This window comes from Streptomyces sp. WAC07094 (assembly GCF_036320405.1).
Taxonomy (GTDB): domain Bacteria; phylum Actinomycetota; class Actinomycetes; order Streptomycetales; family Streptomycetaceae; genus Streptomyces; species Streptomyces lannensis.
This window is the reverse complement of the sequence record NZ_JAVMJZ010000001.1, coordinates 2,538,625-2,565,077: the sequence shown is the minus strand read 5'-3', so window position 1 is coordinate 2,565,077 and position 26,453 is coordinate 2,538,625. Positions and strand designations below refer to the sequence as shown.

The 26,453-nt window shown below is 70.6% G+C and carries 24 protein-coding genes and 1 pseudogene; 23 read left to right on the top strand and 2 right to left on the bottom strand.

Annotation, left to right across the window (positions count from 1 at the left end):
- The first annotated feature begins 170 nt into the window (after positions 1-170).
- Positions 171-1,373, top strand: a complete 1,203-nt coding sequence (gene ftsY / locus RCR19_RS11160; RefSeq protein ID WP_331265002.1) for a signal recognition particle-docking protein FtsY — start codon at positions 171-173, stop codon at positions 1,371-1,373.
- A gap of 113 nt (positions 1,374-1,486) precedes the next feature.
- Here the strand turns inward: ftsY and RCR19_RS11155 are convergent, their stop codons facing one another.
- Positions 1,487-2,149: a bifunctional DNA primase/polymerase gene (locus RCR19_RS11155; protein WP_331265001.1), complete on the bottom strand. Its 663-nt coding sequence runs from the start codon at positions 2,147-2,149 to the stop codon at positions 1,487-1,489.
- Positions 2,150-2,598: 449 nt separating this feature from the next.
- Here RCR19_RS11155 and RCR19_RS11150 point away from each other — a divergent pair, with 449 nt between their 5' ends.
- The 6 genes from RCR19_RS11150 (at position 2,599) to ftsH (ending at position 12,346) form a co-directional block, all read left to right on the top strand.
- Positions 2,599-4,071, top strand: a complete 1,473-nt coding sequence (locus RCR19_RS11150; RefSeq protein WP_331265000.1) for a hypothetical protein — start codon at positions 2,599-2,601, stop codon at positions 4,069-4,071.
- A gap of 425 nt (positions 4,072-4,496) precedes the next feature.
- Entirely contained in the window at positions 4,497-5,837 is a 1,341-nt protein-coding gene (locus tag RCR19_RS11145) for an ammonium transporter (protein WP_331264999.1), read from the top strand.
- Positions 5,834-6,172: a P-II family nitrogen regulator gene (locus tag RCR19_RS11140; protein ID WP_003997576.1), complete on the top strand. Its 339-nt coding sequence runs from the start codon at positions 5,834-5,836 to the stop codon at positions 6,170-6,172. The genes RCR19_RS11145 and RCR19_RS11140 overlap by 4 nt, the downstream gene beginning before the upstream one ends.
- 25 nt (positions 6,173-6,197) lie before the next feature.
- Entirely contained in the window at positions 6,198-8,645 is a 2,448-nt protein-coding gene (locus RCR19_RS11135) for a [protein-PII] uridylyltransferase (protein ID WP_331264998.1), read from the top strand.
- A 123-nt stretch (positions 8,646-8,768) separates the two neighbouring features.
- Positions 8,769-10,316, top strand: coding sequence for a signal recognition particle protein (gene ffh, locus RCR19_RS11130; protein ID WP_331264997.1), 1,548 nt, complete (start codon positions 8,769-8,771; stop codon positions 10,314-10,316).
- Between the two features lie 101 nt (positions 10,317-10,417).
- On the top strand, positions 10,418-12,346 hold the full coding sequence (ftsH, locus tag RCR19_RS11125) for an ATP-dependent zinc metalloprotease FtsH (RefSeq protein ID WP_331264996.1): 1,929 nt from the start codon (positions 10,418-10,420) through the stop codon (positions 12,344-12,346).
- A 31-nt stretch (positions 12,347-12,377) separates the two neighbouring features.
- Here the strand turns inward: ftsH and RCR19_RS11120 are convergent, their stop codons facing one another.
- The gene (locus RCR19_RS11120; protein WP_331264995.1) at positions 12,378-13,238 is read right to left on the bottom strand and encodes an SAM-dependent methyltransferase; all 861 of its coding nucleotides are present in this window, start codon (positions 13,236-13,238) and stop codon (positions 12,378-12,380) included.
- Positions 13,239-13,458: 220 nt separating this feature from the next.
- Here RCR19_RS11120 and proS point away from each other — a divergent pair, with 220 nt between their 5' ends.
- The 16 genes and pseudogenes from proS to dprA all read left to right on the top strand — a co-directional run bounded on the left by proS (position 13,459) and on the right by dprA (position 26,359).
- The gene (gene proS, locus RCR19_RS11115) at positions 13,459-14,874 is read left to right on the top strand and encodes a proline--tRNA ligase (protein ID WP_331264994.1); all 1,416 of its coding nucleotides are present in this window, start codon (positions 13,459-13,461) and stop codon (positions 14,872-14,874) included.
- Between the two features lie 252 nt (positions 14,875-15,126).
- Complete coding sequence (locus RCR19_RS11110; protein WP_059129081.1) at positions 15,127-15,723, top strand: hypothetical protein; 597 nt, start codon at positions 15,127-15,129, stop codon at positions 15,721-15,723.
- Positions 15,724-16,051: 328 nt separating this feature from the next.
- The gene (gene rpsP, locus RCR19_RS11105) at positions 16,052-16,480 is read left to right on the top strand and encodes a 30S ribosomal protein S16 (protein ID WP_331264993.1); all 429 of its coding nucleotides are present in this window, start codon (positions 16,052-16,054) and stop codon (positions 16,478-16,480) included.
- A gap of 2 nt (positions 16,481-16,482) precedes the next feature.
- Positions 16,483-16,722 (top strand): RNA-binding protein, encoded by a 240-nt coding sequence (locus RCR19_RS11100; RefSeq protein WP_005479813.1) that lies wholly within the window; start codon positions 16,483-16,485, stop codon positions 16,720-16,722.
- Positions 16,723-16,804: 82 nt separating this feature from the next.
- Complete coding sequence (gene rimM / locus RCR19_RS11095) at positions 16,805-17,356, top strand: ribosome maturation factor RimM (protein ID WP_331264992.1); 552 nt, start codon at positions 16,805-16,807, stop codon at positions 17,354-17,356.
- Complete coding sequence (trmD, locus tag RCR19_RS11090) at positions 17,356-18,189, top strand: tRNA (guanosine(37)-N1)-methyltransferase TrmD (protein WP_331264991.1); 834 nt, start codon at positions 17,356-17,358, stop codon at positions 18,187-18,189. Before rimM ends, trmD begins: the two co-directional genes overlap by 1 nt.
- Before the next feature lie 133 nt (positions 18,190-18,322).
- A pseudogene (gene rplS, locus RCR19_RS11085) lies at positions 18,323-18,674 on the top strand (50S ribosomal protein L19).
- 45 nt (positions 18,675-18,719) lie between these two features.
- A complete protein-coding gene (gene lepB, locus RCR19_RS11080; protein ID WP_331264990.1) occupies positions 18,720-19,436 on the top strand; it encodes a signal peptidase I in 717 nt (238 codons plus the stop codon).
- Complete coding sequence (lepB, locus tag RCR19_RS11075) at positions 19,429-20,511, top strand: signal peptidase I (RefSeq protein ID WP_331264989.1); 1,083 nt, start codon at positions 19,429-19,431, stop codon at positions 20,509-20,511. Before lepB (RCR19_RS11080) ends, lepB (RCR19_RS11075) begins: the two co-directional genes overlap by 8 nt.
- The gene (gene lepB, locus RCR19_RS11070; RefSeq protein ID WP_331264988.1) at positions 20,405-21,346 is read left to right on the top strand and encodes a signal peptidase I; all 942 of its coding nucleotides are present in this window, start codon (positions 20,405-20,407) and stop codon (positions 21,344-21,346) included. Before lepB (RCR19_RS11075) ends, lepB (RCR19_RS11070) begins: the two co-directional genes overlap by 107 nt.
- Positions 21,347-21,425: 79 nt before the next feature.
- Positions 21,426-22,169, top strand: coding sequence for a signal peptidase I (lepB, locus tag RCR19_RS11065; protein ID WP_331264987.1), 744 nt, complete (start codon positions 21,426-21,428; stop codon positions 22,167-22,169).
- A 64-nt stretch (positions 22,170-22,233) separates the two neighbouring features.
- Positions 22,234-22,716 carry an NUDIX hydrolase gene (locus tag RCR19_RS11060; RefSeq protein WP_220296407.1) on the top strand — a complete coding sequence of 161 codons (483 nt, stop codon included), beginning with the start codon at positions 22,234-22,236 and terminating at the stop codon, positions 22,714-22,716.
- 56 nt (positions 22,717-22,772) lie between these two features.
- A complete protein-coding gene (locus RCR19_RS11055; RefSeq protein WP_018102380.1) occupies positions 22,773-23,081 on the top strand; it encodes a DUF2469 domain-containing protein in 309 nt (102 codons plus the stop codon).
- Between the two features lie 115 nt (positions 23,082-23,196).
- Positions 23,197-23,559, top strand: coding sequence for a YraN family protein (locus RCR19_RS11050; protein ID WP_181923164.1), 363 nt, complete (start codon positions 23,197-23,199; stop codon positions 23,557-23,559).
- The gene (locus tag RCR19_RS11045) at positions 23,559-25,184 is read left to right on the top strand and encodes a YifB family Mg chelatase-like AAA ATPase (protein WP_331264986.1); all 1,626 of its coding nucleotides are present in this window, start codon (positions 23,559-23,561) and stop codon (positions 25,182-25,184) included. Before RCR19_RS11050 ends, RCR19_RS11045 begins: the two co-directional genes overlap by 1 nt.
- Complete coding sequence (gene dprA, locus RCR19_RS11040) at positions 25,181-26,359, top strand: DNA-processing protein DprA (RefSeq protein ID WP_331264985.1); 1,179 nt, start codon at positions 25,181-25,183, stop codon at positions 26,357-26,359. Before RCR19_RS11045 ends, dprA begins: the two co-directional genes overlap by 4 nt.
- Positions 26,360-26,453: the final 94 nt, after the last annotated feature.

Below are 26,453 nucleotides of genomic sequence, written 5' to 3'. Positions count from 1 at the left end.
CGCTGCCGCGTGCGGCGGCACGGACGGTCGACGGTAGTTGTGATCGCGCGCCCGAGGGGCACCCGGCGGTCCGGGGCCGGACCGCGGACCGGACCGGCCCGGCGGGGCCGGTGAGACCCCGCGCGTAGAACGAACGGCCGAGCGGTAGGTCACGCCATACTGGACGGGTTATGGAAATCGTCATCCTTGCTGTAGTCATCGCCGTGGTCGTGATCGGCGCGCTCGGCGGGCTCCTCATCGGCAGTCGGCGCCGGAAGTCGCTGCCTCCGGCGCCCCCGAAGACGCCCGACATCACCGCCCCTCCGGCCGAGCCGCACGTAGGCGAAGAGGCCGAGACACCGCGCGACGAGGAGCGCCGGACGATCGAGGAGGTGGACCTCCCAGGAGGTTCCGCCCCCGTAGTCGTCGAGGAGCCGCCCACCGTCGAGGCGCCCCCGATCGAGATCCCCGAGCCCACCGCCGGCCGCCTGGTCCGGTTGCGGGCCCGGCTGTCCCGCTCGCAGAACGCGCTCGGCAAGGGGCTGCTCACGCTGCTGTCCCGCGAGCACCTCGACGACGAGACCTGGGAGGAGATCGAGGACACGCTGCTCACCGCCGATGTCGGCGTGCAGCCCACCCAGGAACTGGTCGAGCGGCTGCGCGAGCGTGTGAAGGTGCTCGGCACCCGCACGCCCGCGGAGTTGCGCGGGCTGCTGCGTGAGGAACTGCTCACGCTCGTCGGCACCGACATGGACCGCGTCGTCCGGACCGAGCCCGAGAGCACCAAGCCCGGCATCGTGATGGTCGTCGGGGTGAACGGCACCGGCAAGACCACCACCACCGGCAAGCTCGCCCGCGTCCTCGTGGCCGACGGACGCACCGTCGTCCTCGGTGCCGCCGACACCTTCCGCGCCGCCGCCGCCGATCAGCTGCAGACCTGGGGCGAGCGGGTGGGTGCCTATACCGTGCGCGGCCCTGAGGGCGGCGACCCCGCCTCCGTCGCCTTCGACGCGGTCAAGGAGTGCAAGGAGATGGGCTACGACGTCGTGCTCATCGACACCGCGGGCCGGCTGCACACCAAGACCGGCCTCATGGACGAGCTCGGCAAGGTCAAGCGCGTCGTGGAGAAGCACGCCCCGCTCGACGAGGTGCTGCTGGTGCTCGACGCCACGACCGGGCAGAACGGTCTTGTCCAGGCGCGCGTCTTCGCCGAGGTCGTCGACATCACCGGCATCGTGCTCACCAAGCTCGACGGCACGGCGAAGGGCGGCATCGTGGTCGCGGTCCAGCGCGAGCTGGGCGTGCCGGTCAAGTTGGTGGGTCTCGGCGAGGGCGCCGACGACCTGGCCCCGTTCGAGCCGGAGGCGTTCGTGGATGCGCTTATCGGCGACTGACGGCTCCCACGAGGCGCACGGTCGCCTCACCGCAGTAGGCGATCAGGGCCCCACTCCATGGTGCGAACGGAGTGGGGCCCTTCTGTTTCCGCTGTGCCGGAGACGCGGCCGGCTCAGGCGCGTGAGCGGTGTGCCAGATAGGCGAGGGTGCCGATCAGCAGGCGCGCGGCCGGTGGATGGGTCGCCGAGTCGAGGGCGGGGGAGCGCAGCCAGCGAACGGGGCCGAGGCCGGCGCGGTCCGAGGGCGGGGCGGTGATGTGCGCGCCGGGGCCGAGCGCGTGCAGGTCGAGGTCGGTGTCGTCCCACGCCATCCGGTACAGCAAATCGGGCAGTTCGGCCGCGGAGCCCGGGGCGACGAAGAAGTGGGCGCGGCCCTCCGGGGTCGCCGTCACAGGGCCGAGGGGGAGGCCCATGCGCTCCAGCCGGACGAGGGCGCGCCGTCCGGCCGCCTCCGCGACCTCGATCACGTCGAACGCCCGGCCGACCGGCAGCATCACCGCGGCGCCCGGGACCTCCGCCCAGGCCCGGGTCGCCTCGTCGAGCGTGGAGCCCGCGCCGACGACCGGCGCGAAGTCCAGTGGATGCGCACCCGGCCTGGTGCAGTCGCTCCTGCCGCACGAGCAAGTTCCCGCGACCGCCCGGGCCCCGGGCACCACGTCCCAGCCCCACAGGCCGGTGTACTCGGCCACGACCGTGCACTCCGAGGAGCGGCCCCGGCGCCGAGCGCCGGGCCTGATTTCGCGGATCGCCCGCGTGCCGCCGATCGTGAAGCCCATGCCCCCTCCAACGGGTCCGACGCGCTGGTGGTTACGCGGCGAAACGGGAACGTGACTCCGAGTGCCCGATCCGCTTGTGGCCGCCGTGTGGTCCGAACGGCGTCCGGGTGCATGCCGGGTGGTGCGTACGGTCGCGTGCGCCGGTGAGTGCACCGCTCCATCCGCCGCCGGCTGTCATGTGTCAAGTGAATCGTGCCGAGGCCACAGTGAGTTCATTCGAAGGGGTGGCGAATGGTGGCGTTTCTGGAATCACCATGGCTGGGTGCGTGATCGTAGGATTACTTTGAGTGCACAAACCCTGGGGATGCACGCACTCGTGGGTATGCCGGGGGCAAGCAGGTTCCCGTCCGGCGAGTGAGAACCGGCGGACGCGGGACCGTATTCAACGGCATTCTGGTAGGGCTTTGCGCACACAGCGCACAAGTGGTTTGAAGGATGGGGGCGTTCCGGTGGGCGACAACGGCGGAGGCGGTACGAACGCTGACAAGCGCCCCAATGAGCTGCTCGGCTCATGGTTCGCGCGCAGCGGCTGGTCGAAGGGCGAGCTGGCGCGTCAAGTGAACCGGCGTGCCCGTCAGTTGGGTGCCAACCACATCTCCACCGACACCTCGCGGGTGCGCCGCTGGCTGGACGGGGAGAACCCGCGCGAGCCGATCCCGAGGATCCTCTCGGAGCTGTTCTCCGAGCGCTTCGGCTGTGTGGTCGCCGTCGAGGACATCGGGCTGCGCACCGCCCACCAGTCACCCTCCGTGTCCGGCATCGACCTGCCGTGGACGGGACCGCAGACGGTCGCGCTGATCAGCGAGTTCTCGCGCAGCGACCTGATGCTGGCGCGGCGCGGCTTCCTCGGCAGCTCGCTGGCCCTGTCCGCGGGCCCGGCCCTCATCGAACCCATGCAGCGCTGGCTCGTGCCGGGCCCCGCCGCCCCGCGCGAGGACCCCGAGTCCGCCCCCGGGCGCGGCCGCGGCCGGCTGTCCAAGCCCGAGCTCGACCTCCTCGAGACCACCACCGTGATGTTCCGCAAATGGGACGCCCAGTGCGGGGGCGGTCTGCGCCGCAAGGCCGTCGTCGGCCAGCTCCACGAGGTGACCGACCTGCTGCAGGAGCCGCAGACCGAGGCCACCGCAAGGCGGCTGTTCAAGGTCGCCGCGGAGCTCGCCGAGCTGGCCGGCTGGATGAGCTACGACGTCGGACTTCAGCCCACCGCGCAGAAGTACTTCGTCCTCGCGCTGCACGCCGCCAAGGAGGCGGGCGAGAAGCCGCTCGGCTCGTACATCCTCTCCAGCATGAGCCGCCAGATGATCCATCTCGGCCGGCCCGACGACGCCCTGGAACTCATCCATCTGGCGCAGTACGGCAGCCGGGACTGCGCGAGCCCGCGGACCCAGTCGATGCTGTATGCGATGGAGGCGCGCGCCTACGCGAACATGGGTCAGCCCGGCAAGTGCAAGCGCGCCGTCCGGATGGCCGAGGACACCTTCGCCGACGTGCTCGAGTGCGACGAGCCCGAGCCCGACTGGATCCGCTTCTTCTCCGAGGCCGAGCTCTACGCCGAGAACTCCCACTCGTTCCGTGATCTGGCCTATGTCGCGGGCCGCAGTCCCACGTACGCCTCCCTCGCCGAGCCCTTGATGCGGCAGGCCGTCGAGCGCTTCGCCGACGACAGCGAGCACCAGCGGTCGTACGCCCTCAATCTCATCGGCATGGCGACCGTGCATCTCCTTCAGCGTGAGCCCGAGGAGAGCGCGGTGCTGGCCAGGCGGTCCATGGAGATCGCGAAGAAGGTGCGGTCCGAACGCGTCAATACGCGTATCCGAAAGACCGTCGACACGGCTGTACGCGATTTCGGTGATCTTTCGGACGTCGTCGAACTGACCGACCATCTCGCCACCCATCTGCCGGAGACCGCCGACGCGGTCTGACCCCCCGGGCCCACTCGGTCCAAGGGCCCCCTGGGACCCCGGCCGCGGCCGCCATCCCGAACCGCCCGACTCGGCTCCCCCATGCCAGGTCATCGGATGGCCGTCGCGGTCGGCCTGCTTTTCCGCCACCGCTGCACCGCGCACCCGACGGCACCCGGTCGGCCCGGGACGCGCGCACGCCGAGGGGCGTGAAGCCGCGTCCTCGTCGAGGATTGCGTCACGAAAACGATCGATATGGTCAGCAGCCGGTAGTTCATCAAGGCGTAACACGCCCGGCGCCTTCGTCACTGCGGTGAAACATCGAGGGGCTTTCACGGAAACGGCGCTGCGCCAGTCTCATGGCGCATAACCGGCCCACCCCTCACTGATCCGGACCGCTCAGGCTTCGCCCGCACGGGGCCGTACCAACCGACGAGGAGACGCCGATGGCACCAGCCGCCATCATGCTTGCGGCGGACGCACCCAAGCTGTCGTCCGCCAACACAGGATTCATGCTGATCTGCTCCGCCCTGGTGATGCTCATGACCCCGGGCCTGGCCTTCTTCTACGGAGGCATGGTCCGCGTCAAAAGCACCCTGAACATGCTGATGATGAGCTTCATCAGCCTGGGGATCGTCACCATCCTGTGGGTGCTCTACGGCTTCTCCCTGGCCTTCGGCACCGACAAGGGATCGATCGTCGGCTGGACCTCCGACTGGGTCGGTTTCAGCGGCATCGGCACGATGGACCTCTGGCCCGGATACACCATCCCGGTCTTCGTCTTCGCCGTCTTCCAGCTGATGTTCGCCATCATCACGCCCGCCCTGATAAGCGGCGCCCTGGCGGACCGCGTGAAGTTCTCCGCCTGGGCGCTGTTCCTGGTGCTGTGGGTCACGATCGTGTACTTCCCGGTCGCCCACTGGGTCTGGGGAACCGGCGGCTGGGCCTATGAGCTCGGTGTGATCGACTTCGCCGGCGGTACGGCCGTCCACATCAACGCGGGCGCCGCGGCGCTCGGCGTCATCCTGGTCATCGGCAAGCGCGTCGGATTCAAGAAGGACCCGATGCGTCCGCACAGCCTCCCACTGGTCATGCTCGGCGCCGGCCTCCTGTGGTTCGGCTGGTTCGGCTTCAATGCCGGCTCCTGGCTCGGCAACGACGACGGCGTCGGTCCGCTGATGTTCGTCAACACCCAGATCGCCACCGCGGCCGCCATGCTGGCCTGGCTCGCCTACGAGAAGATCCGCCACGGTGCTTTCACCACGCTGGGCGCCGCCTCCGGCGCCGTGGCCGGCCTGGTCGCGATCACCCCGTCCGGCGGTGCGGTCTCCCCGCTCGGTGCGATCGCGGTCGGCGCCATCGCCGGTGTCGCGTGTGCCGCGGCGGTGGGCCTGAAGTTCCGGTTCGGTTTCGACGACTCGCTCGACGTCGTCGGTGTCCACATGGTCGGTGGTGTCATCGGCTCCCTGCTCATCGGCTTCTTCGCCAGCGGCAAGGGCCAGTCCGACGTCAAGGGCATCTTCTACGGCGGCGGCCCCGATCAGCTCTGGAAGCAGTGCGCCGGTGTCTTCGCGGTGCTGGCCTACTCCCTGGTGGTCTCCGCGGTTCTCGCCTTCCTCCTCGACAAGACCATCGGCATGCGTGTCACCGAGGACGAGGAGGTGTCCGGCATCGACCAGGCCGAGCACGCCGAGACCGCCTACGACTTCAGCGGTGCCGGCGGTGGGATCGTCGGCTCCGCCACCTCGGTCCTGGCCGCCGCGCAGAGCAAGAAGGTGGACGCATGAAGCTCATCACCGCCGTCGTGAAGCCCCACCGGCTCGACGAGATCAAGGAGGCCCTGCAGGCCTTCGGGGTGCACGGCCTGACAGTCACCGAGGCGAGCGGTTACGGTCGTCAGCGGGGACACACCGAGGTCTACCGGGGCGCCGAGTACACGGTCGATCTGGTCCCCAAGATCCGCATCGAGGTGCTGGCCGAGGACGACGACGCCGAACAGCTGATCGACGTCATCGTCAAGGCGGCCCGTACCGGCAAGATCGGGGACGGCAAGGTCTGGTCCCTCCCGGTGGAGACGGCGGTCCGGGTCCGGACCGGCGAGCGCGGGCCGGACGCGCTGTAAGGCACCAAGGAACAGGAGTCGCCGGGTGACGAGTACGGACGTACGTACGGAAGCAGAGGGCTCGGAACCCGGCGGCTACGCGGCGGCCCGGCTGCGTCTCCTCCAGGAGGGGGCGGAGTCCGGGCCGCCGCGCCGTTCGGCCCTGGCGAAGCTGACGGACGACTGGCTCGCCCAGCTGTTCACCGCCGCGGCCGCAGGGCTGAGCGGTGTCGCCCTGGTCGCGGTCGGCGGCTACGGGCGCGGCGAGCTGTCCCCGCGCAGCGACCTCGATCTGCTTCTGCTGCACGACGGCGGCGACACCAAGGAGGTCGCCGCGCTCGCCGACCGCCTGTGGTACCCCGTCTGGGATCTCGGCATCGCCCTGGACCACTCCGTGCGCACTCCGGCGGAGGCCCGCAGGACCGCGGGGGAGGACCTCAAGGTGCAGCTCGGCCTGCTGGACGCGCGGCATCTGGCGGGCGACCTCGGGCTGACCGCGGGCCTGCGCACCGCCGTCCTCGCCGACTGGCGCAACCAGGCGCCGAAACGCCTTCCCCAGCTGAGGGAGCTGTGCGCCGAGCGGGCCGAGCGGCAGGGCGAACTGCAGTACCTCCTGGAACCCGACCTCAAGGAGGCGCGAGGCGGGCTGCGTGACGCCACGGCGCTGCGCGCGGTGGCCGCCTCCTGGCTAGCGGACGCCCCGCGCGAGGGACTGGCCGACGCCCGGCGCAGACTGCTCGACGTGCGGGACGCGCTGCATCTGGCCACCGGGCGCGCCACGGACCGGCTGTCCCTGCAGGAGCAGGACCAGGTCGCCGCCGAGCTCGGCCTGCTGGACGCCGACACGCTGCTGCGCCAGGTCTACGAGGCGGCGCGTGTCATCTCGTATGCGAGCGATGTGACCTGGCGCGAGGTGGGGCGCGTCCTGAAGTCGCGGGCCGTGCGGCCTCGGCTGCGGGCCATCCTCGGCGGTGGCAAGCCGGTCGTCGAGCGGTCCCCGCTGGCCGAAGGCGTGGTGGAACAGGACGGCGAGGTCGTGCTCGCCCGCACCGCCCGTCCGGAGCGCGACCCCGTGCTGCCCCTGCGCGCCGCGGCGGCCGCCGCCCAGGCCGGTCTTCCGCTCTCCCTGCACGCCGTACGGCGCATGGCCGGCACCGCGCGCCCCCTGCCCATGCCCTGGCCCGCCGAGGCCCGCGAACAACTCGTGACCCTGCTGGGCTCCGGGCGCCCGACCGTCGAGGTCTGGGAGGCTCTCGAGGCCGAGGGACTGATCACCCGTCTGCTGCCCGACTGGGAGCGGGTGCGCTGCCGTCCGCAGCGCAACGCCGTGCATCTGTGGACCGTCGACCGGCATCTGATCGAGACCGCCGTGCAGGCCTCCGAGCTGACCCGTCGGGTGGGCCGCCCTGATCTCCTCCTGGTCGCCGCGCTGTTGCACGACATCGGCAAGGGCTGGCCAGGCGACCACTCCGTGGCGGGCGAGATCATCGCACGGGACGTGGCGGGCCGCATCGGCTTCGACCGCGACGACGTCACCGTCCTCGCCACGCTTGTGCGCCACCATCTGCTGCTGGTCGAGACGGCCACCCGGCGCGATCTGGAGGACCCGTCGACGGTGCGCTCGGTCGCCGAGGCCGTCGGTTCCCAGAGCACCCTGGAGCTGCTGCACGCCCTGACCGAGGCGGACGCGCTCGCCACCGGTCCCGCCGCCTGGTCGTCCTGGCGCGGGGCGCTGGTGACGGACCTGGTCAAGCGGGTCTCGGCGGTACTGGCCGGCGACGAGCCCGCCGACCCGGTGGCCGTCACACCCACCGTCGAGCAGGAGCGGCTCGCCATCGAGGCGTTCCGTACGGGGGGGCCCGTTCTCGGCCTGCGCGCGCAGACCGAGCCGCCCTCCGAGGAACCGTCAGTGACGCCCGAGCCCCTCGGCGTGGAACTGCTCATCGCCGTGCCGGACCAGCCCGGAGTGCTGCCCGCGGTGTCGGGCGTACTGGCCGTGCACCGCCTCACCGTCCGCACGGCGGAGCTGCGGGCGCTGGACCTGCCGGAGCCGGTCCGCGAGGGCACGATCCTGCTGCTCGACTGGCGGGTCGCGGCGGAGTACGGCTCGCTTCCGCAGGCCGCTCGGCTGCGTGCGGATCTCGTGCGGGCCCTGGACGGCTCCCTGGACGTAGCCTCGCGTCTGGCGGAGCGGGACGCGGCCTATCCCCGCCGTCGGGGAGTGGTGGCGCCTCCGCCGCGGGTGACGGTCGCCCCGGCGGCCTCGCGGCACGCCACCGTGATCGAGGTCCGCGCCCAGGACGCCCCGGGGCTGCTGTTCCGGATCGGCCGCGCCCTGGAGAAGTGCGGTGTGCGGGTGCGCAGCGCGCACGTGAGCACCCTGGGCGCGAACGCGGTGGACGCCTTCTATGTGACCACCGCCACGGGCGCGCCCCTGCCGGGCGAGGAGGCCGCCTCGGTGGCGCGGGCGCTGGAGGAGACGTTGCGGGCGTGACGCCCCGGCCGCCCGGAGCCCGGTGTGCGCTGCCGGACGGGCGGCCGGGGACGATTTGCTCGCCGGGCCGGATACCCTGGAGGGCAGCCCAAAACGACCCCGACCCCGAGGACCGACGCCGCCGTGTTCGATACCCTCTCTGACCGCCTCAGCGCGACTTTCAAAAACCTCCGCGGGAAAGGCCGGCTCTCCGAGGCGGACATCGACGCCACGGCCCGCGAGATCCGTATTGCGCTTCTCGAAGCCGACGTGGCCCTGCCGGTCGTCCGCTCCTTCATCAAGAACATCAAGGAAAGGGCCCTCGGGAGCGACGTCTCCAAGGCCCTGAACCCCGCCCAGCAGGTCCTCAAGATCGTCAACGACGAGCTGGTGACGATCCTCGGCGGTGAGACCCGCCGGCTCCGGTTCGCCAAGCAGCCGCCGACGGTGATCATGCTCGCGGGTCTGCAGGGTGCCGGTAAGACCACCCTCGCGGGCAAGCTCGGCAGGTGGCTCAAGGAGCAGGGCCACTCCCCGCTGCTGGTCGCCGCCGACCTCCAGCGCCCGAACGCGGTCAACCAGCTCAGCGTCGTCGCCGAGCGTGCGGGCGTCGCCGTCTACGCGCCCGAGCCGGGCAACGGCGTCGGCGACCCGGTCAAGGTCGCCAAGGACTCCATCGACTTCGCCAGGACCAAGGTCCACGACATCGTCATCGTGGACACCGCCGGCCGTCTCGGTATCGACCAGGAGATGATGCAGCAGGCCGCGGACATCAGGGACGCGGTCTCGCCCGACGAGATCCTCTTCGTCGTCGACGCGATGATCGGTCAGGACGCGGTCAACACGGCCGAGTCCTTCCGCGACGGCGTCGGCTTCGACGGCGTGGTCCTGTCCAAGCTCGACGGTGACGCCCGTGGTGGTGCGGCGCTGTCGATCCGGCAGATCACCGGCAAGCCGATCATGTTCGCGTCGAACGGCGAGAAGCTCGAGGACTTCGACGCCTTCCACCCGGACCGGATGGCCTCCCGCATCCTCGACATGGGTGACCTGCTCACCCTGATCGAGCAGGCGGAGAAGACGTTCAGCCAGGAAGAGGCCCAGAAGATGGCCTCCAAGCTGGCGTCCAAGAAGGGCCAGGACTTCACCCTGGACGACTTCCTGGCCCAGATGGAGCAGGTCAGGAAGATGGGCTCCATCTCCAAGCTGCTCGGCATGCTCCCGGGCATGGGCCAGATCAAGGACCAGATCAACAATCTGGACGAGCGGGACGTCGACCGCACGGCCGCGATCATCAAGTCGATGACCCCGGGAGAGCGCCAGGACCCGACGATCATCAACGGCTCGCGCAGGGCCCGTATCGCCAAGGGTTCGGGCGTCGAGGTCAGCGCGGTCAAGAGCCTCGTCGAGCGGTTCTTCGAGGCCCGCAAGATGATGTCCCGCATGGCCCAGGGCGGCGGCATGCCGGGCATGCCCGGGATCCCGGGCATGGGCGGGGGCCCCGGCCGGACCAAGAAGCAGCCCAAGAAGGCCAAGGGCAAGCAGCGCTCCGGCAACCCGATGAAGCGCAAGCAGCAGGAGCAGGAGGACGCCGCCCGGCGCGCCGCGGCCCAGGAGGCGGGCGCCTTCGGCCTGCCGCAGCAGAGCGATCAGGAGTTCGAGCTGCCGGACGAGTTCAAGAAGTTCATGGGCTGACCCGTACGGCGGTTCACGACGTACGACGCCGAGGGCGTCCCTCACCGGAGGGGCGCCCTCAGCGCATGCCGGGCTCTTTCCGGTGCCGTACCGTCCGATATATGACCAATGCGCCGCCACCACGGAAAACCCCGGACAAACCGTGGCGCACGGAGGGCACCTCGGACGAGTCGCCCCGGCGGATCGGCGGCCGGCGGGCGCCGGGCGGGTGGTGGGGTCTCGCCGCCGCCGCGGTCATCGTCTTCCTCATCGTCTACGCCGCGGTGACCTACTTCACCGCGGCCAACGAAGCGACCATCTCGTACACGGAGTTCAGCAAGCAGGTCGCCGGCGGCAACGTCACCAAGGTCTACTCCAAGGGCGACGCGATCCAGGGGCAGCTGAAGCGGCCGCAACCGAGGCCGGGCGGCGGGGAGTACACCACCTTCAAGACGCAGCGCCCGGCGTTCGCGGACGACAAGCTCTGGCAGAACCTGACGCAGCACCACGTCACCGTGACAGCCCAGCCGGTGGTGCAGGAACGCAGCTTCCTGTCCAATCTGCTGATCTCGCTGCTGCCGCTGCTGATCCTGGCGGCGGTGTGGATCTTCATCGCCCGCCGGGTGCGCACGGGCCTCGGCGGCCCGGGAGGCATGCTGGGCCGCAGGGCGCCCCCCAGGCCGGTGGAGCTGCATCCGGGCATCCGACGCACCACGTTCGCCGATGTCGCCGGGATCGACGAGGTCAAGGGCGAGCTGAACGACGTCGTCGACTTCCTGCGGAACCCGGACGCGTACCGCAGCATGGGCGCGAAGATGCCGCGCGGCGTCCTGCTGACGGGCCCGCCGGGCACGGGCAAGACGTTGCTGGCCCGGGCGGTGGCCGGCGAGGCCGGCGTGCCGTTCTTCTCCGCCTCCGCCTCCGAGTTCATCGAGATGATCGTGGGCGTCGGCGCGTCCCGCGTCCGCGAACTGTTCAACGAGGCCCGCAAGGCCGCTCCCTCGATCATCTTCATCGACGAGATCGACACGATCGGGCGGATCCGGGGCGGCGGAGCCTCGCTGGGCGGCCACGACGAGCGCGAGCAGACCCTGAACCAGATCCTCACGGAGATGGACGGCTTCTCGGGGTCCGAGGGCGTGATCGTCATCGCGGCGACGAACCGCGCCGACGTCCTGGATCCGGCGCTGACGCGTCCGGGCCGCTTCGACCGGGTGGTCACCGTCTCGCCGCCGGACCGCGACGGCCGTCAGGCCATCCTGCGGATCCACACCCGCGACATGCCCCTCGCCCCGGACGTGGACCTGCCGCAGGTGGCCCGGATGACCCCGGGCATGACCGGCGCGGAACTGGCCAACCTCGCCAACGAGGCGGCGCTCCTCGCGGTCAAGCGGCAACAGCAGCAGGTGGCGCAGCACGACTTCCTGGAGGCCCTGGAGAAGGTCCAGCTGGGTGCCGCACGCTCGCTCCTGATGCCGGAGGAGGAGCGGCGCCGCACGGCCTACCACGAGAGCGGACACGCACTCCTGGGGATGCTGCAGCCCGGTGCCGACCCGGTCCGCAAGGTCACCATCGTGCCGCGCGGCCGGGCGCTGGGGGTGACGCTGTCGACCCCGGAGGCCGACAGATACGCGTACACGGAGGAGTATCTGCGCGGCCGCATCATCGGCGCCCTCGGCGGCATGGCCGCGGAACACGTGGTCTTCGGGGTCGTCACCACCGGCTCCGAGAACGACCTCGAACAGGTCACCGGCATCGCCCGCGGCATGGTCGCCCGCTGGGGCATGAGCGAGCGGGTGGGCCGCTTCTCGGCCCTCCCCAGCGACGCACAGCAGGCCTACGGCCTCACCGCCGCCCCGCACACACTGGACGTGATCGAGAGCGAGATGCGCCGCATCGTGGACGAGTGCTACGAGGAGGCGTGCCGCAAACTCACCGACCACCGGGGGCAACTGGACGCGCTGGCGGAGGCGCTCCTGGTCGACGAGACCCTGGACGAGGCGGAGGCGTACCGCATCGCCGGCGTCCTGCGCCTGAGGAAGGACGACTGAGCGAGCCGCTGGTAGGGCCCCGATCGCCGGTCTAGGGGATGCGCGCGACCAGATACCGGAACACGTTCGGCATCCACACCGTCCCGTCCGGCCGCCGGTAGGGGTGCAGTGCCTCCGCCAGCTCCTTGTCGACCTGTGCCGGTTCCGTGGCGCCGATCGCCGCGTCGAAGAGCCCCGTCGACAGCATCCCGCGCACCGCGCTGCCCGGATCGGCGTATCCGAAGGGACAGGCCACCCGCCCCGACCCGTCCGGCCGCAGTCCGCAGTGCTGCGCCGTCTCCTCCAGGTCGTCGCGCCGGGACGGGCGCCAACGGCCACCGTCTCCCTGGGGGTCGGCCAGTTTCGCGGCGACCCGGAGCACGGACGAGGCACTGCACCGCTCGGGCGGGCCCCAGCCGGCGAGCACCACGAACGCGCCGTGCTCGGCGAGCGGTACGGCCGCCGTGAGCTGCTCCTCGAGATCCACCTCGGTCCCGGCCGCGCCTGCGACCGGTTCGAAGGCGGTCACCAGGTTGTACGCCGGCGCTCCCGGTGCGGTCGCCGCCGTTCGGACAGACCCGTCGACGATCCGCGCGTCACCCCGCGTCCGCGTGCCCCACGGCCCCGGCTCCAGCCGCTCGCGGGCGAGGGCCAGCCGCTCGTCCGCCCCGTGGTCGACACCGGTGACCGACGCGCCCCGGGCGGCGGCCATCAGCAGGGCGAGCCCCGCCCCGCACCCGAGCCCGAGCAGACGGGTCTCCGAATTCACCTCGAGCCGCTCGTAGACGGCCTCGTAGAGCGGCACGAGCATCCGCTCCTGGATCTCGGCCCAGTCACGCGCGCGTTCACGCCGGTCCACGCGGGCAGTCGCCCCCGCGTGGGGGAGGTGATGTCGCGCGAGCGTCGGTGTCATCGAAAGCGCCCCAATCAGACGAGAGTTGTCGCTGTGTTCGATTCCCTGGCCCCCGTGACGTGCGTTCCACCCGGAATCCCCCCGCATGCCAGGTAACTCCGCGCCCGTCGTGGCGTCCAGGGGTTGCGACGCACTCCATGTGAGCCGTCCGCGCGCCCCCGCCCACCCCGGGCGACAAAATGATTCACGGTGCAAGAAGCTGTCCCCGTACCATCGCGCCATGGCTAAGGCACCCGTTCTCACGCCCCGGGCGGACGACTTTCCGCGCTGGTACCAGGACCTGATCAGCAAGGCCGAACTGGCCGACAACGGGCCGGTGCGCGGCACCATGGTCATCCGACCGTACGGGTACGGGCTGTGGGAGCGGATGCAGGCCGAGATGGACGCCCGCATCAAGGGGACCGGCACCAAGAACGCGTACTTCCCGCTGCTGATCCCGCAGTCGTACCTCACCCGGGAGGCCGACCACGTCGAGGGCTTCGCGCCCGAACTCGCGGTCGTCACGCACGCCGGGGGCAAGGAGCTCGAGGAGCCCGCCGTGGTCCGGCCCACCTCCGAGACCATCGTCAACGAGTACTTCTCCAAGTGGATCCAGAGCTACCGCGATCTGCCCCTGCTGATCAACCAGTGGGCGAACGTGGTGCGTTGGGAGCTCCGGCCCCGCCTCTTCCTGCGCACCTCCGAGTTCCTGTGGCAGGAGGGCCACACCGCGCACGCCACCTATGAGGAGGCACGCGACTTCGCCGCGCACATCCAGCGGCACGTCTACGGCGACTTCCTGGAGAACGTCCTCGCGATGGACTTCGTGTCCGGGCGCAAGACGGTCAAGGAACGCTTCGCCGGTGCCGTCAACACCCTGACGCTCGAGAGCATGATGGGCGACGGCAAGGCCCTCCAGATGGTCACCAGCCACGAACTGGGCCAGAACTTCGCCAAGGCGTTCAACACCCGCTACCTCTCGAAGGACGCCTCGCAGGAATACGTGTCGCAGACCTCCTGGGGCTCCACCACCCGCATGATCGGCGCCCTGGTGATGACGCACGGCGACGACGACGGTCTCCGGGTCCCGCCGCGTCTGGCGCAGATCCAGGCCGTCGTTCTCGCGATCAAGGACGACGGGGCGGTTCTGGCCAAGGTCCACGAGATCGGCGACCGGCTCGCGGCGGCCGGTGTCCGCGTCCACGTGGACGACCGCACCGACACCCCCTTCGGCCGCCGAGCCGTCGACTGGGAGCTCAAGGGTGTGCCCGTACGCATCGAGGTGGGCCCCCGCGACCTGGAGAACGGCACCGCGATGCTGGCCCGCCGCATCGCCGGGGGCAAGGAGCCGGTGGCGCTCGAGGCGCTCCCGGGTCTGGTTCCCGGGATCCTCGAGGAGGACCAGGCGCTGCTCCTGAAGCAGTCGCGCGAGCGCCGCCTGTCCCGTACGGCGGAGGTGTCGACGATCGACGAGGCCGTCGAGGCGGCGGTCGCCGGCGGCTGGGCCCGCATCCCGTGGTCCGTGCTCGGCGAGGACGGCGAGGCCGAGCTGGCCGAACACGCCGTGACCGTACGCTGTCTGGTCACCGAGGACGGGGCGGTTCCCGACGCGGACGACGCACCGGGTAACGTCGCGGTCGTCGCGCGCGCTTACTGAGGTAAGGGGAGAAGAGGCCGAAACGCCTCTTGCACATCGGCAGACCACAGGTGCCCCGATGTGCGCGGTTCACCTACGCGCCGGTGCGTAGAGGTCACTACGCACCGGCTTGGTACGAGCTGTGAAACTTCTCCGCAGATCATCGCACCCGCCCTCCTCCGGACGCATCAGCGGCAAACTGACGGGTACGTGCAAATTATTTGGGATGCCCCGTAATAGGAACACAGGGGCACTCAGGCTCGTTGTCATTACGTGAGCACGACACCACCTGTTCTCGCCGCAGAGCTGGCGCAGGCGTGGGCCGACATTCAGCGGTACCACCCCGAGCTGCCCGATCTTGCCGCGCCTGAGTCCCTGATCGGAGAGTCGTCGTCCGCCTGTGGGCACGAACTCTCCTTCGAGCGACTGCTTCATGAGGCAGTCCACGGCATCGCCGCCGCCCGCGGCGTACGCGACACCTCCCGTGCCGGCCGCTACCACAACCGCAGATTCCTCGCGATCGCCGAGGAACTGGGCCTGGACCATCCCGAGGAGCCGCACCCGAGCAGCGGTTTCTCCCTCGTCACGCTCAACCCCGAGGCCAAGCGGCGCTACCGGCCGACGATGGAGCGGCTGCAGCGGGCGCTGAAGGCGCACTCGGCGGCGACGGCCGCGGACACGTCCCGCACGTTCCGGGGCCCCGCCGCCCGCCACGGCTCCTCCGGGGGCGGCGTCCGCGTCAAGGCGGTCTGCGACTGCGGCCGCAACGTCCGTGTGGTTCCGTCGGTGCTGGCCCAGGCCCCGATCATGTGCGGCGGATGCGGAAAGCCGTTCCGTATCCCGGAGCCGGTGGGTGCGGCGGCGGGCTGAGAAGACGGCTGCTCGTGGCAGCCGTACTCGGTGAGTCGTTCCACACGCACTGCGCACACGTACGCCGGGACCGGCACGGTGGACGGGCATCCGTGAGCGCCGGGGCCGTCGCCCCGGGCCCGGCGCCGGATGCCCCGTCGTCATGTCCGGGCACACCCCTGGCGGGCCGAGGCTGCGTCAAGGTGTGGCAGAATGGCTAGCTGTACTCGACAGCCGCACAGGACCCCTCTCTCCTCCGGCTGACGCGTCCGTCGGGCACTCGGGTACCGCAACCCCACGCGGCCGACCCGCCGTGCCCAACCACGTCAAACCAGGAGAATCCACTCCCGTGGCAGTCAAGATCAAGCTGAAGCGTCTGGGCAAGATCCGTGCGCCTCACTACCGCATCGTCGTCGCCGACTCCCGCACCCGCCGTGACGGCCGTGCGATCGAGGAGATCGGCAAGTACCACCCGACCTACAACCCGTCGGTCATCGAGGTGGACGCCGACCGCGTGGCGTACTGGCTCGGCGTCGGCGCGCAGCCGACCGAGCCCGTGCTCGCCATTCTGAAGAAGACCGGCGACTGGCAGAAGTTCAAGGGCGAGCCCGCCCCGGCGCCGCTGCTGGTGGCCGCGCCCAAGGCCGCGCGTCCGTCCTTCGAGGCGCTCGCCGGTGACGACGAGGGCAAGGGTGAGGCGATCACCCAGAAGAAGAAGGCTGAGAAGAAGGACGAGGCCGCGGCCGAGTCGTCTTCGTCTGAGTCGACCGGGGCCTGAGCATGCTCGAGGAGGCTCTCGAGCACCTCGTGAAGGGCATCGTCGACAACCCTGACGATGTGCAGGTGGCCTCGCGCGACCTGCGTCGCGGGCGTGTGCTCGAGGTCCGGGTGCACCCCGACGACCTCGGCAAGGTGATCGGCCGCAACGGCCGTACCGCACGCGCTCTGCGTACCGTCGTGGGCGCCATCGGCGGCCGTGGTGTCCGTGTCGACCTCGTCGACGTGGATCACGTCCGCTGACGCTTATCGCAACCGGCTCGGGCCGGGGAGGGCCACTGGGCCGTCCCCGGCCCGCGGTCGTTACGACAGGAGATCTTCACAAGTGCAGCTGGTAGTCGCACGGATCGGCCGCGCCCACGGCATCAAGGGCGAGGTCACCGTGGAGGTACGTACCGACGAGCCCGAACTCAGGCTCGCCCCCGGCGCCGTGCTGGCGACCGAACCCGCGGCCGTCGGCCCGCTCACCATCGCGACGGGCCGGGTGCACAGCGGACGGCTGCTCCTGCGCTTCGACGGCGTCCAGGACCGCACCGGCGCCGAGGCACTGCGCAACACCCTCCTGATCGCCGAGATCGACCCGGACGAGCTTCCCGAGGGCGAGGACGAGTACTACGACCACCAGCTCATGGACCTGGACGTGGTGACCGTCGACGGCACGGAGGTGGGCCGGATCACCGAGATCTCGCATCTGCCCCACCAGGACCTGTTCGTGGTGGAGCGCCCGGACGGTACCGAGGTGCTGATCCCGTTCGTCGAGGAGATCGTCACCGAGATCGACCTCGAGGAGCAGCGGGCGGTCATCGACCCCCCGCCGGGCCTGATCGACGATCGTGCGGAGATCGCGTCGTCCCGCGAGCCGGAGGAAGAGGAGTGATGAGGCTCGACGTCGTCACGATCTTCCCCGAGTACCTGGAACCGCTGAACGTCTCGCTCGTCGGCAAGGCACGCGCGCGTGGGCAGCTGGACGTCCATGTGCACGATCTGCGCTCCTGGACCTACGACCGCCACAACACGGTCGACGACACCCCCTACGGCGGCGGCCCCGGCATGGTCATGAAGACCGATCCCTGGGGCGCGGCGCTGGACGAGATCCTGGCCGACGGGTACGAGACCGGCGCCGCGGCGCCCGCCCTGCTGGTGCCCACGCCCAGCGGCCGTCCCTTCACCCAGGAACTCGCCGTCGAACTCTCCGAGCGCCCCTGGCTGATCTTCACGCCCGCCCGCTACGAGGGGATCGACCGCCGCGTCGTCGACGAGTACGCGACCCGGATACCGGTGTACGAGGTGTCCATCGGCGACTACGTCCTCGCCGGCGGCGAGGCGGCCGTCCTCGTCATCACGGAAGCGGTGGCCCGGTTGCTGCCCGGGGTCCTGGGCAATGCCGAATCGCACCGGGACGACTCCTTCGCGCCCGGCGCGATGGCGAACCTCCTGGAGGGGCCCGTCTACACCAAGCCGCCGCTCTGGCGCGGCCGGGACATCCCCGAGATCCTGCTCAGCGGCCACCACGGCAGGATCGCCCGCTGGCGCCGGGACGAGGCGCTGAAGCGCACGACGGCCAACCGGCCCGACCTGATCGAGCGCTGCGACCCCGCGGCCTTCGACAAGAAGGACCGCGAGATGCTCTCCGTCCTCGGCTGGGCACCGGACCCCGACGGCGCGGCGCACGGCCGATTTTGGCGCAGGCCGGAGGGCATGGAAGAATAGGCGGCTGTTGTCCGCTTCCGGCGCGCGCCCCTGCCACGGGGGGACACGACGCCCGCCCCGACGCGGTCGGCGCTTCTTATCGAAAACGATCTCCCGCCGATGACCTGTGGCATCGGTGAAGAAAGCAGACGAAATGTCTCACCTGCTCGACTCCGTCGACGTCGCGTCGCTGCGCAGCGACATCCCGGCCTTCCGCCCGGGTGACACCGTCAACGTCCACGTCCGCGTCATCGAGGGCAACCGCTCCCGTGTGCAGCAGTTCAAGGGCGTTGTGATCCGTCGCCAGGGCGCCGGCGTGCGCGAGACCTTCACGGTCCGCAAGGTCTCCTTCTCCGTCGGCGTCGAGCGCACCTTCCCGGTGCACACCCCGATCGTGGAGAAGATCGAGCTGGTCACCAAGGGTGACGTGCGCCGCGCCAAGCTGGTACTACCTGCGCGACCTGCGCGGCAAGGCGGCGAAGATCAAGGAGAAGCGCGAGAACTGAGCGCCTCCGGGGGTCCACAGGGGGGCCGGATAGCATCTGGCCCCGATGGACACCGAAGCACAGCACATGGAGCGCGACCGCTCCCGCGATCCCGTGGAGTCCGAGGAGATCTCGGCCACACCGGGTCCTGCGGGGCGGTCGCGCTTCGCGTTGCTGTCCGGCGTGGTCGACCGGGTGCCCGGCGGACGGATCACCCTGACCGTGTTGATCTGCCTGCTGTTTCTCCTCGCACTCAGCACGTTCGTGATGCAGCCCTTCGAAATCCCCAGCGGTTCCATGGAGCGTGGATTGAGGGTTGGGGACCGCGTGCTCGTAAATAAGTTGGCGTACCGTTTCGGATCGAAGCCGCAACGGGGAGACGTCGTCGTGTTCGACGGCTCCGGGTACTTCGGGAACGCCGACTACGTCAAGCGGGTAGTAGGTGTGGGGGGAGACCGCGTGGTCTGCTGCGACAGGGAGGGGAGACTCGAGGTGAACGGCCGGTCGGTCGACGAGTCGTCGTTTCTGTACCCCGGTAACAGCCCGTCCGACGTCGCCTTCGACGTCGTCGTGCCCGACGGCACGCTGTTCGTGCTCGGCGACCACCGCAGCGACTCCAGCGACTCCCGCGACCACCTGGGTTCGCCGGGCGGCGGGATGATCCCGCTCGGCGCGGTGATCGGCAGGGCCGACTGGGTGCTCTGGCCCTCCGCGGACCAGAGGCACATCACACGTCCCGGCGCCTACGCGCGTGTTCCCGTCGCGGACGGTGCCCATGGGTAACCGGGGCAAACCGCGTGGGGTGCCGATCGACACCGTCACCCAGAACCTCCTGCCCACCGGCGCGCGGCGCGCCGGAGGGTCCGCCGGCCCCACCGGGCGCAGCCGCGCCGAGCGGCGCAGGCTCCAGCGCAAGGTCAAGCGCAAGCGGAGGCGCTCCGCCGTCAAGGAGATACCCCTCCTGGCCGGCGTCGCCGTGCTCATAGCACTCGTCCTCAAGACGTTCCTCGTGCAGGCCTTCGTGATCCCGTCGGGCTCCATGGAGAACACGATCCAGGTCGGCGACCGAGTCCTGGTCGACAAGCTGACCCCGTGGTTCGGCTCCAAGCCGCAGCGCGGAGACGTCGTCGTCTTCAGGGACCCGGGCGACTGGCTGGCCGGGGAGAAGACGACCAAGACGAACGATCCCGTCGGCATCAAGCAGGCCAAGGAAGGGCTCACCTGGATCGGCCTGCTGCCCTCCGACAACGACAAGGACCTCATCAAGCGGGTGGTCGCCGTCGGTGGGGACACCGTCAAGTGCTGCGACACCCAAGGACGTGTCACCGTCAACGGCACTCCACTGAATGAGCCATACATTCACCCGGAGAACAAACCTTCGGACTTCGCGTTCTCGGTGACCGTTCCTCCCGGCCGTCTGTGGGTCATGGGCGACCACCGCGCCAACTCGGCGGACTCGCGTTACCACCGCACCGAGGCGTTCAGCGGTACCGTCTCCGAGAAATCCGTCGTCGGCCGCGCCGTGGTCATCGCCTGGCCCATCGGGCACTGGACACGTCTGAGGGACCCTGACACTTACGCGTCGGTGCCGGGCGGATCGGCCAACGCACTCGGTCCGTCGCATAGGGTGGCCTCTGCGGATCGATATGGATTGATCCCGCTCCCGAGCCCTGCGGAACTCCCGCTCGTTATGGGAGTGGTGGGCCTGCGTCGACTGGGGCGCCGGCGGCGATACGGAGTGAGGAGTGGACGTGGGGGATTTGGCGGTCGGCGCACGATCCGGACACGAAGGTCCCGAAGAGCGACCCGACGAGACGGCTGCCCCGGCCGTGGACCACGACGGCGGCTCGGGGGGTAGCTCCCCCGGCGGCGGCGCACAGGGCGACGGTCAGAACCCCCAGCCGCAGAAGCAGCGTTCTTTCTGGAAGGAACTTCCGCTCCTCATCGGTATCGCGCTGGTCCTCGCGCTGCTGATCAAGACGTTCCTGGTGCAGGCGTTCTCGATCCCCTCGGACTCGATGCAGAACACCCTCCAGCAGGGCGACCGTGTGCTGGTGGACAAGCTGACGCCGTGGTTCGGCTCCGAGCCCTCGCGTGGCGAGGTCGTCGTCTTCCACGATCCGGACAACTGGCTGGCGGGCGAGCCCACCGTCACGCCCAACGCCCTTCAGACGGCCCTCAGCTGGATCGGCCTCATGCCCTCCGCGGAGGAGAAGGACCTCATCAAGCGGGTGGTGGGCGTCGCGGGCGACACCATCGAGTGCCGGGGCACCGGCCCGCTGATGGTCAACGGCAAGGCGCTGAACGAGCCCTACGTCTACCCCGGGAACACCCCGTGCAGCGTCGACGACCAGGGCGGTCAGTTCAAGGTCACGGTTCCGGCGGGCAAAATCTGGGTCATGGGTGACCACCGGCAGAACTCGCTGGACTCCCGCTACCACCAACAGGACCGGTACCAGGGCTTCGTGCCCGTCGGGAACGTCGTGGGCCGCGCCATCGTGATCGCCTGGCCGCCCACCCGCTGGAACACGCTGCCGGTCCCGGACACCTTTGACCAGGGTCTGAGCGTGACGGCTCCGGCGGCGCTCGGCCTGACGGGCGCGGCGCCGCTGGTGCTGTGGCGCAGGCGGCGTGTCGCCGCAGGCATTACCGCCGGAAACCCGAGGGTTACCGGCGGAGGTACCGACCGGTAGTGTGCCGTCCCAGATCGCCGATCTTCCGTGGGCCGTTCGCGGGCCACGGAAGCGAGTCTCCGACCTGGGGAGCACTGGGATGAGCAGGACTGGTCGTACGGAAGAGGGCCGCGGGCGCCTCGGCAGGACCCTGTCGGGACTGGCCGTGGCCCTCGGCTGTGTGCTCTTCCTCGGCGGGTTCGTATGGGGAGCGTTCGTCTACCGTCCCTACACCGTGCCGACCGACTCGATGACTCCCACGATCAAGGCCGGTGACCGGGTCCTGGCCCAGCGTGTCGACACCGCCGACATCACGCGGGGCGACGTCGTCGTCTTCAAGCAGAAGAGCTGGGGCAACATGCCCATCGTCAAGCGGGTCGTGGCGGTCGGCGGCGACACCATCGCCTGCTGCACCGAGGGCAGACTGACCGTGAACGGCAAGCGGATCCAGGAGTCCTACCTCGGCAAGGACCAGCCCGCCGAGCTGAAGACGATCCCGACCATCACCGTCCCCAAGGGGCGGCTGTTCCTCCTCGGCGACGAGCGCAGCGGTTCCCTGGACTCCACGGCACACCTCACGGAGGCCTTCAGCGGCACGGTGCCCCGCAGTGCGGTGGACGCCCGCGTGGACTCGGTGGTGTGGCCGATGAACGGCATGCTGGAGCGCCCGACGGGCTTCGAGGCGCTCGGCCCGATCTCCTCGCCCGGACCCCTGCGGCCGATCTTCGGCGTGATCGTGGCCGGGGCGGTGCTGGTCATGGCGGGCGCGGCGCTCGGGGCGATCGCCGACCGCGCGGGCCGCAGGCGCAGCGCCCCGCGGACGGAGCTGGCCGGTGTCCGCTGAGCCGACACCGCTCTTCGACCCTCGGGCGGCCGAGCCGGGCCCGCACGACGGGTACACGGGTGGGCTGCGCAAGGTGGCCAGAGTGGTGCTGCTCGACCCGCAGGACCGCATTCTGCTGCTCCATGGGCACGAGCCGGACGATCCCTCGGACGACTGGTGGTTCACCCCCGGCGGCGGCGTGGAGGGCGACGAGACGCGTGAGCAGGCCGCTCTGCGCGAGCTGGCGGAGGAGACCGGCATCACCGATGTCGAGCTCGGATCGGTGCTGTGGAAGCGAAGGTGCTCGTTCCCGTTCGCCGGTCGCCGCTGGGACCAGGACGAGTGGTACTACCTCGCCCGCACGACCGGGACGGGCCGGGCCACGGCCGCGCTGGGCCTGACGGAGCTGGAAAAACGCAGTGTCGCCGGTGCACGGTGGTGGTCGTGCGGAGAACTGGCCGAGGCGCATGAGACGGTGTATCCGAAGAGACTCGCCGAGCTGCTCCGCATGCTGCTCGACGAAGGTCCCCCGGCCGGCCCCGCAATCCTGGACACAGAAATCGTCTAGAGGCGCACGGGACTGGCGCACAATGGTGGGATCGCACGGCTGAAGGGGAACATGCCATGAGCGCCGAGGACCTCGAGAAGTACGAGACCGAGATGGAGCTGAAGCTCTACCGGGAGTACCGCGATGTCGTCGGTCTGTTCAAATTCGTGATCGAGACCGAACGGCGCTTCTACCTCACCAACGACTACGAGATGCAGGTGCACTCGGTGCAGGGCGAGGTGTTCTTCGAGGTGTCCATGGCGGATGCCTGGGTCTGGGACATGTACCGGCCTGCCCGCTTCGTGAAGCAGGTGCGCGTGCTCACGTTCAAGGACGTGAATATCGAGGAGCTGAACAAGAGCGACCTGGAGCTCCCGAGCGGCTGATGGCCGTCGCCGTCCCCGGGAGGGTGACGAAGTTGTCCACAGCCTCCGAGTTGTCCACCAAGATCCACTCTGCGGAGGCGGATGCGTGACGGTTGGCACCGGAGGTGGTGCCGACATGAACGCACGAGAGGCACTCGGCAGGTACGGCGAGGATGTGGCGGCCCGGCGGCTGACGGCCGCCGGGATGACGGTCCTGGAGCGCAACTGGCGCTGCGGCCGAAGCGGCGAGATCGACATCGTGGCCAGGGACGGCGACGCCCTGGTCGTGTGCGAGGTCAAGACACGCCGGGGTGGCCGCTTCGAGCATCCGATGGCCGCCGTCACCCCCGCCAAGGCCCACCGGCTGCGCGGTCTCGCCGAGCGCTGGGTCCAGGCACATGGAGGGGCGCCCCCGGGAGGGGTGCGCATCGACCTGGTCGGCGTCGTCCTGCCCGGGCGCGGTGCCCCCGTGGTGGAGCATGCCCGGGGGGTGGCGTGATGGGGTTCGCGCGCACCTGCTCCGTGGCACTGGTCGGTGTCGAGGGCGTGGTGGTCGAGGTCCAGGCCGACCTCGAACCGGGCGTGGCGGCGTTCACCCTGGTGGGTCTGCCGGACAAGAGCCTGACCGAGAGCCGGGACCGCGTGCGGGCGGCCGTGGTGAACTCGGGGGCCGACTGGCCGCAGAAGAAGCTCACCGTCGGTCTCAGCCCCGCGTCCGTGCCGAAGGCGGGCAGCGGGTTCGACCTCGCCGTGGCCTGCGCGGTGCTGGGAGCGGCCGAACGGATCGATCCCCGGGTGCTCGCCGACATCGTGATGATCGGCGAACTGGGCCTGGACGGGCGGGTGCGGCCCGTGCGAGGCATTCTCCCGGCGGTACTGGCCGCGGTGGACGCAGGGTACGAACAGGTGGTCGTGCCGGAGTGTGCCGCCGCCGAGGCCTCGCTCGTTCCCGGCGTGTCCGTGCTGGGTGTCCGCAGTCTGCGCCAGCTGATCGCCGTACTCGCCGACGAGCCCGTGCCCGAGGAGGAGCCGGACGAACGCGGTCGCCCCGATCCGCTCCTCGCGGGGCTGCGGATGCCGGGCAGCGGGTCCGCCACGGGGATGCACAGCCTCGGCGCCGCGCAGCAGGACCAGGGCCACGATCTCTCCGACGTCGTAGGCCAGACCTCGGCCCGCACGGCGCTGGAGGTGGCCGCGGCCGGCGGGCACCACCTGTTCCTGCAAGGACCACCGGGCGCCGGGAAGACGATGCTCGCCGAACGGCTTCCCGCCCTGCTGCCGGGACTCAGCAGGCAGGAGTCCCTGGAGGTCACCGCCGTGCACTCGGTGGCCGGCCTGCTTCCCGCCGGCAAACCCCTGATCGACACGGCCCCCTACTGCGCCCCGCACCACTCGGCCACCATGCAGGCACTGGTGGGCGGAGGCCCCGGCACGGCCCGCCCCGGCGCGGTGTCGCTCTCCCACCGCGGGGTGCTCTTCCTGGACGAAGCGCCCGAATTCACCGGCCAGGCCCTGGATGCGCTGCGTCAGCCCCTGGAGTCCGGGCACGTCGTGATCGCCCGCAGCGCGGGGGTCGTGCGCTTCCCGGCGAGATTCCTCATGGTGCTCGCGGCCAACCCCTGTCCGTGTGGCCGCTTCTCCCAGCGCGACACCCTGTGCGAGTGCCCGCCCTCGGCCGTCCGCCGCTATCAGGCCCGGCTCTCCGGCCCACTGCTGGACCGGGTGGACCTGCGCGTCGAGGTCGACCCGGTCACCCGTGCCGAGCTCACCGAACGCGACGCGCGGGGCGAGTCCACCGCGACGGTCGCCCACCGGGTCCGGGAGGCCAGACACAGGGCGGCGCTGCGGCTGGCGGGCACCCCCTGGGGGACGAACAGCGAAGTGCCGGGACGGGATCTGCGCAGCCGCTGGCATGCGGCGAGCGGCGCCATGGACGAGGCGGAGCGGAGTCTGGAGCGCGGGGTGCTCACGGCCCGGGGGCTCGACCGTGTGCTGCGGGTCGCCTGGACCGTCGCGGACCTCGCGGGACACGACCGCCCCGACGCGACGGACGTGGCGCTCGCCCTGCAACTGCGCACCGGAGTGCCCCGGGGTGTGCCGATGGCCATCGGGGCTCCGGCATGAGCGGGGAAGACGCCGCGGACGGGAGCCACCTCCCGGACGGTGAGCGACTCGCCCGGGCCCTTCTGACCCGGGTCGTCGAACCCGGCGACGAGGTGGCGGGCCGCTGGCTGCGGGAGTGGGGTGCGCAGGAGCTGGTCCGGCGGCTGCTCGAGGGAGGGAGGCCGCTCCCGGGAGCGACGGGGAAGCGGTGGGCCGGTATGCGGACGCGGGCCTGCCGGGCCGAGCCGCGGCGCGACTGGGACTCGGCCCGGCAGGCGGGAGTGCGGTTCGTGTGCCCGGGAACGTCCGAGTGGCCCGCCCAGCTCGACGATCTGGGGGACGCCCGGCCCGTCGGCCTCTGGGTGCGCGGTTCACCCAATCTGCGGATGTGGGCCCTCAAGTCCGTCGCGCTCGTGGGTGCCCGCGCCTGTACCGAGTACGGGGCGCATGCGGCGGCCACCCTCGGCGCGGGACTCGCGGAGCGCGGCTGGGTGGTCGTATCCGGCGGGGCGTACGGCGTGGACGGGGCCGCCCACCGGGGGAGCCTTGCGGCGGGCGGGGCCACCGTGGCCGTGCTGGCCTGCGGAGTGGACCGGCCCTACCCCCGCGGGCACACCGAGCTGATCACCAGGATCGCGCAGCAGGGTCTGGTCGTGGGCGAGCTGCCGCCCGGCGATCACCCGACGCCCAGCAGGTTTCTGCTCCGGAACCGGGTGATCGCGGCGCTCACCCGGGGCACCGTGGTCGTCGAGGCGGCGTACCGCAGTGGCGCACTGGTCACCGCCCGGGCGGCGCAGCGGCTCGGCAGATTCACCATGGGCGTGCCCGGCCCGGTCACCAGCGGGCTCTCGGCCGGCGTCCATGAACTGCTGCGGGGAGAGGCGGTGCTCGTCTCGGACGCCGCGGACGTCGTGGAGCTGGTGGGTGGCATCGGCGAACTCGCCCCGGACCGGCGCGGCCCCGTACTGCCCCGTGACCTGCTCGAACCGGCCGCCCGGCGGGTTCTGGCCGCGCTGCCTGGCGGCACTGCGGCGACGGTGCCCGATATCGCGAGCGGCGCACAGACGACCGAGGAGGACGCCGTCGCGAGGCTGTACGAACTCCGATCACTTGGTTTTGTCGAACGACACGACGACGGCTGGAAGTTGACACGCCAGGCCGTGACCGCGGCCCGGCAAGATCGCCACCAGTGTTGACCGACTGTGTTCGGCCGTCCGGGCGATCCCCCGACAGCCTTGGTTATTACCGTAGTTGACCCTTTGCGGCGATCACGCAGGGCGACGGCCGGGT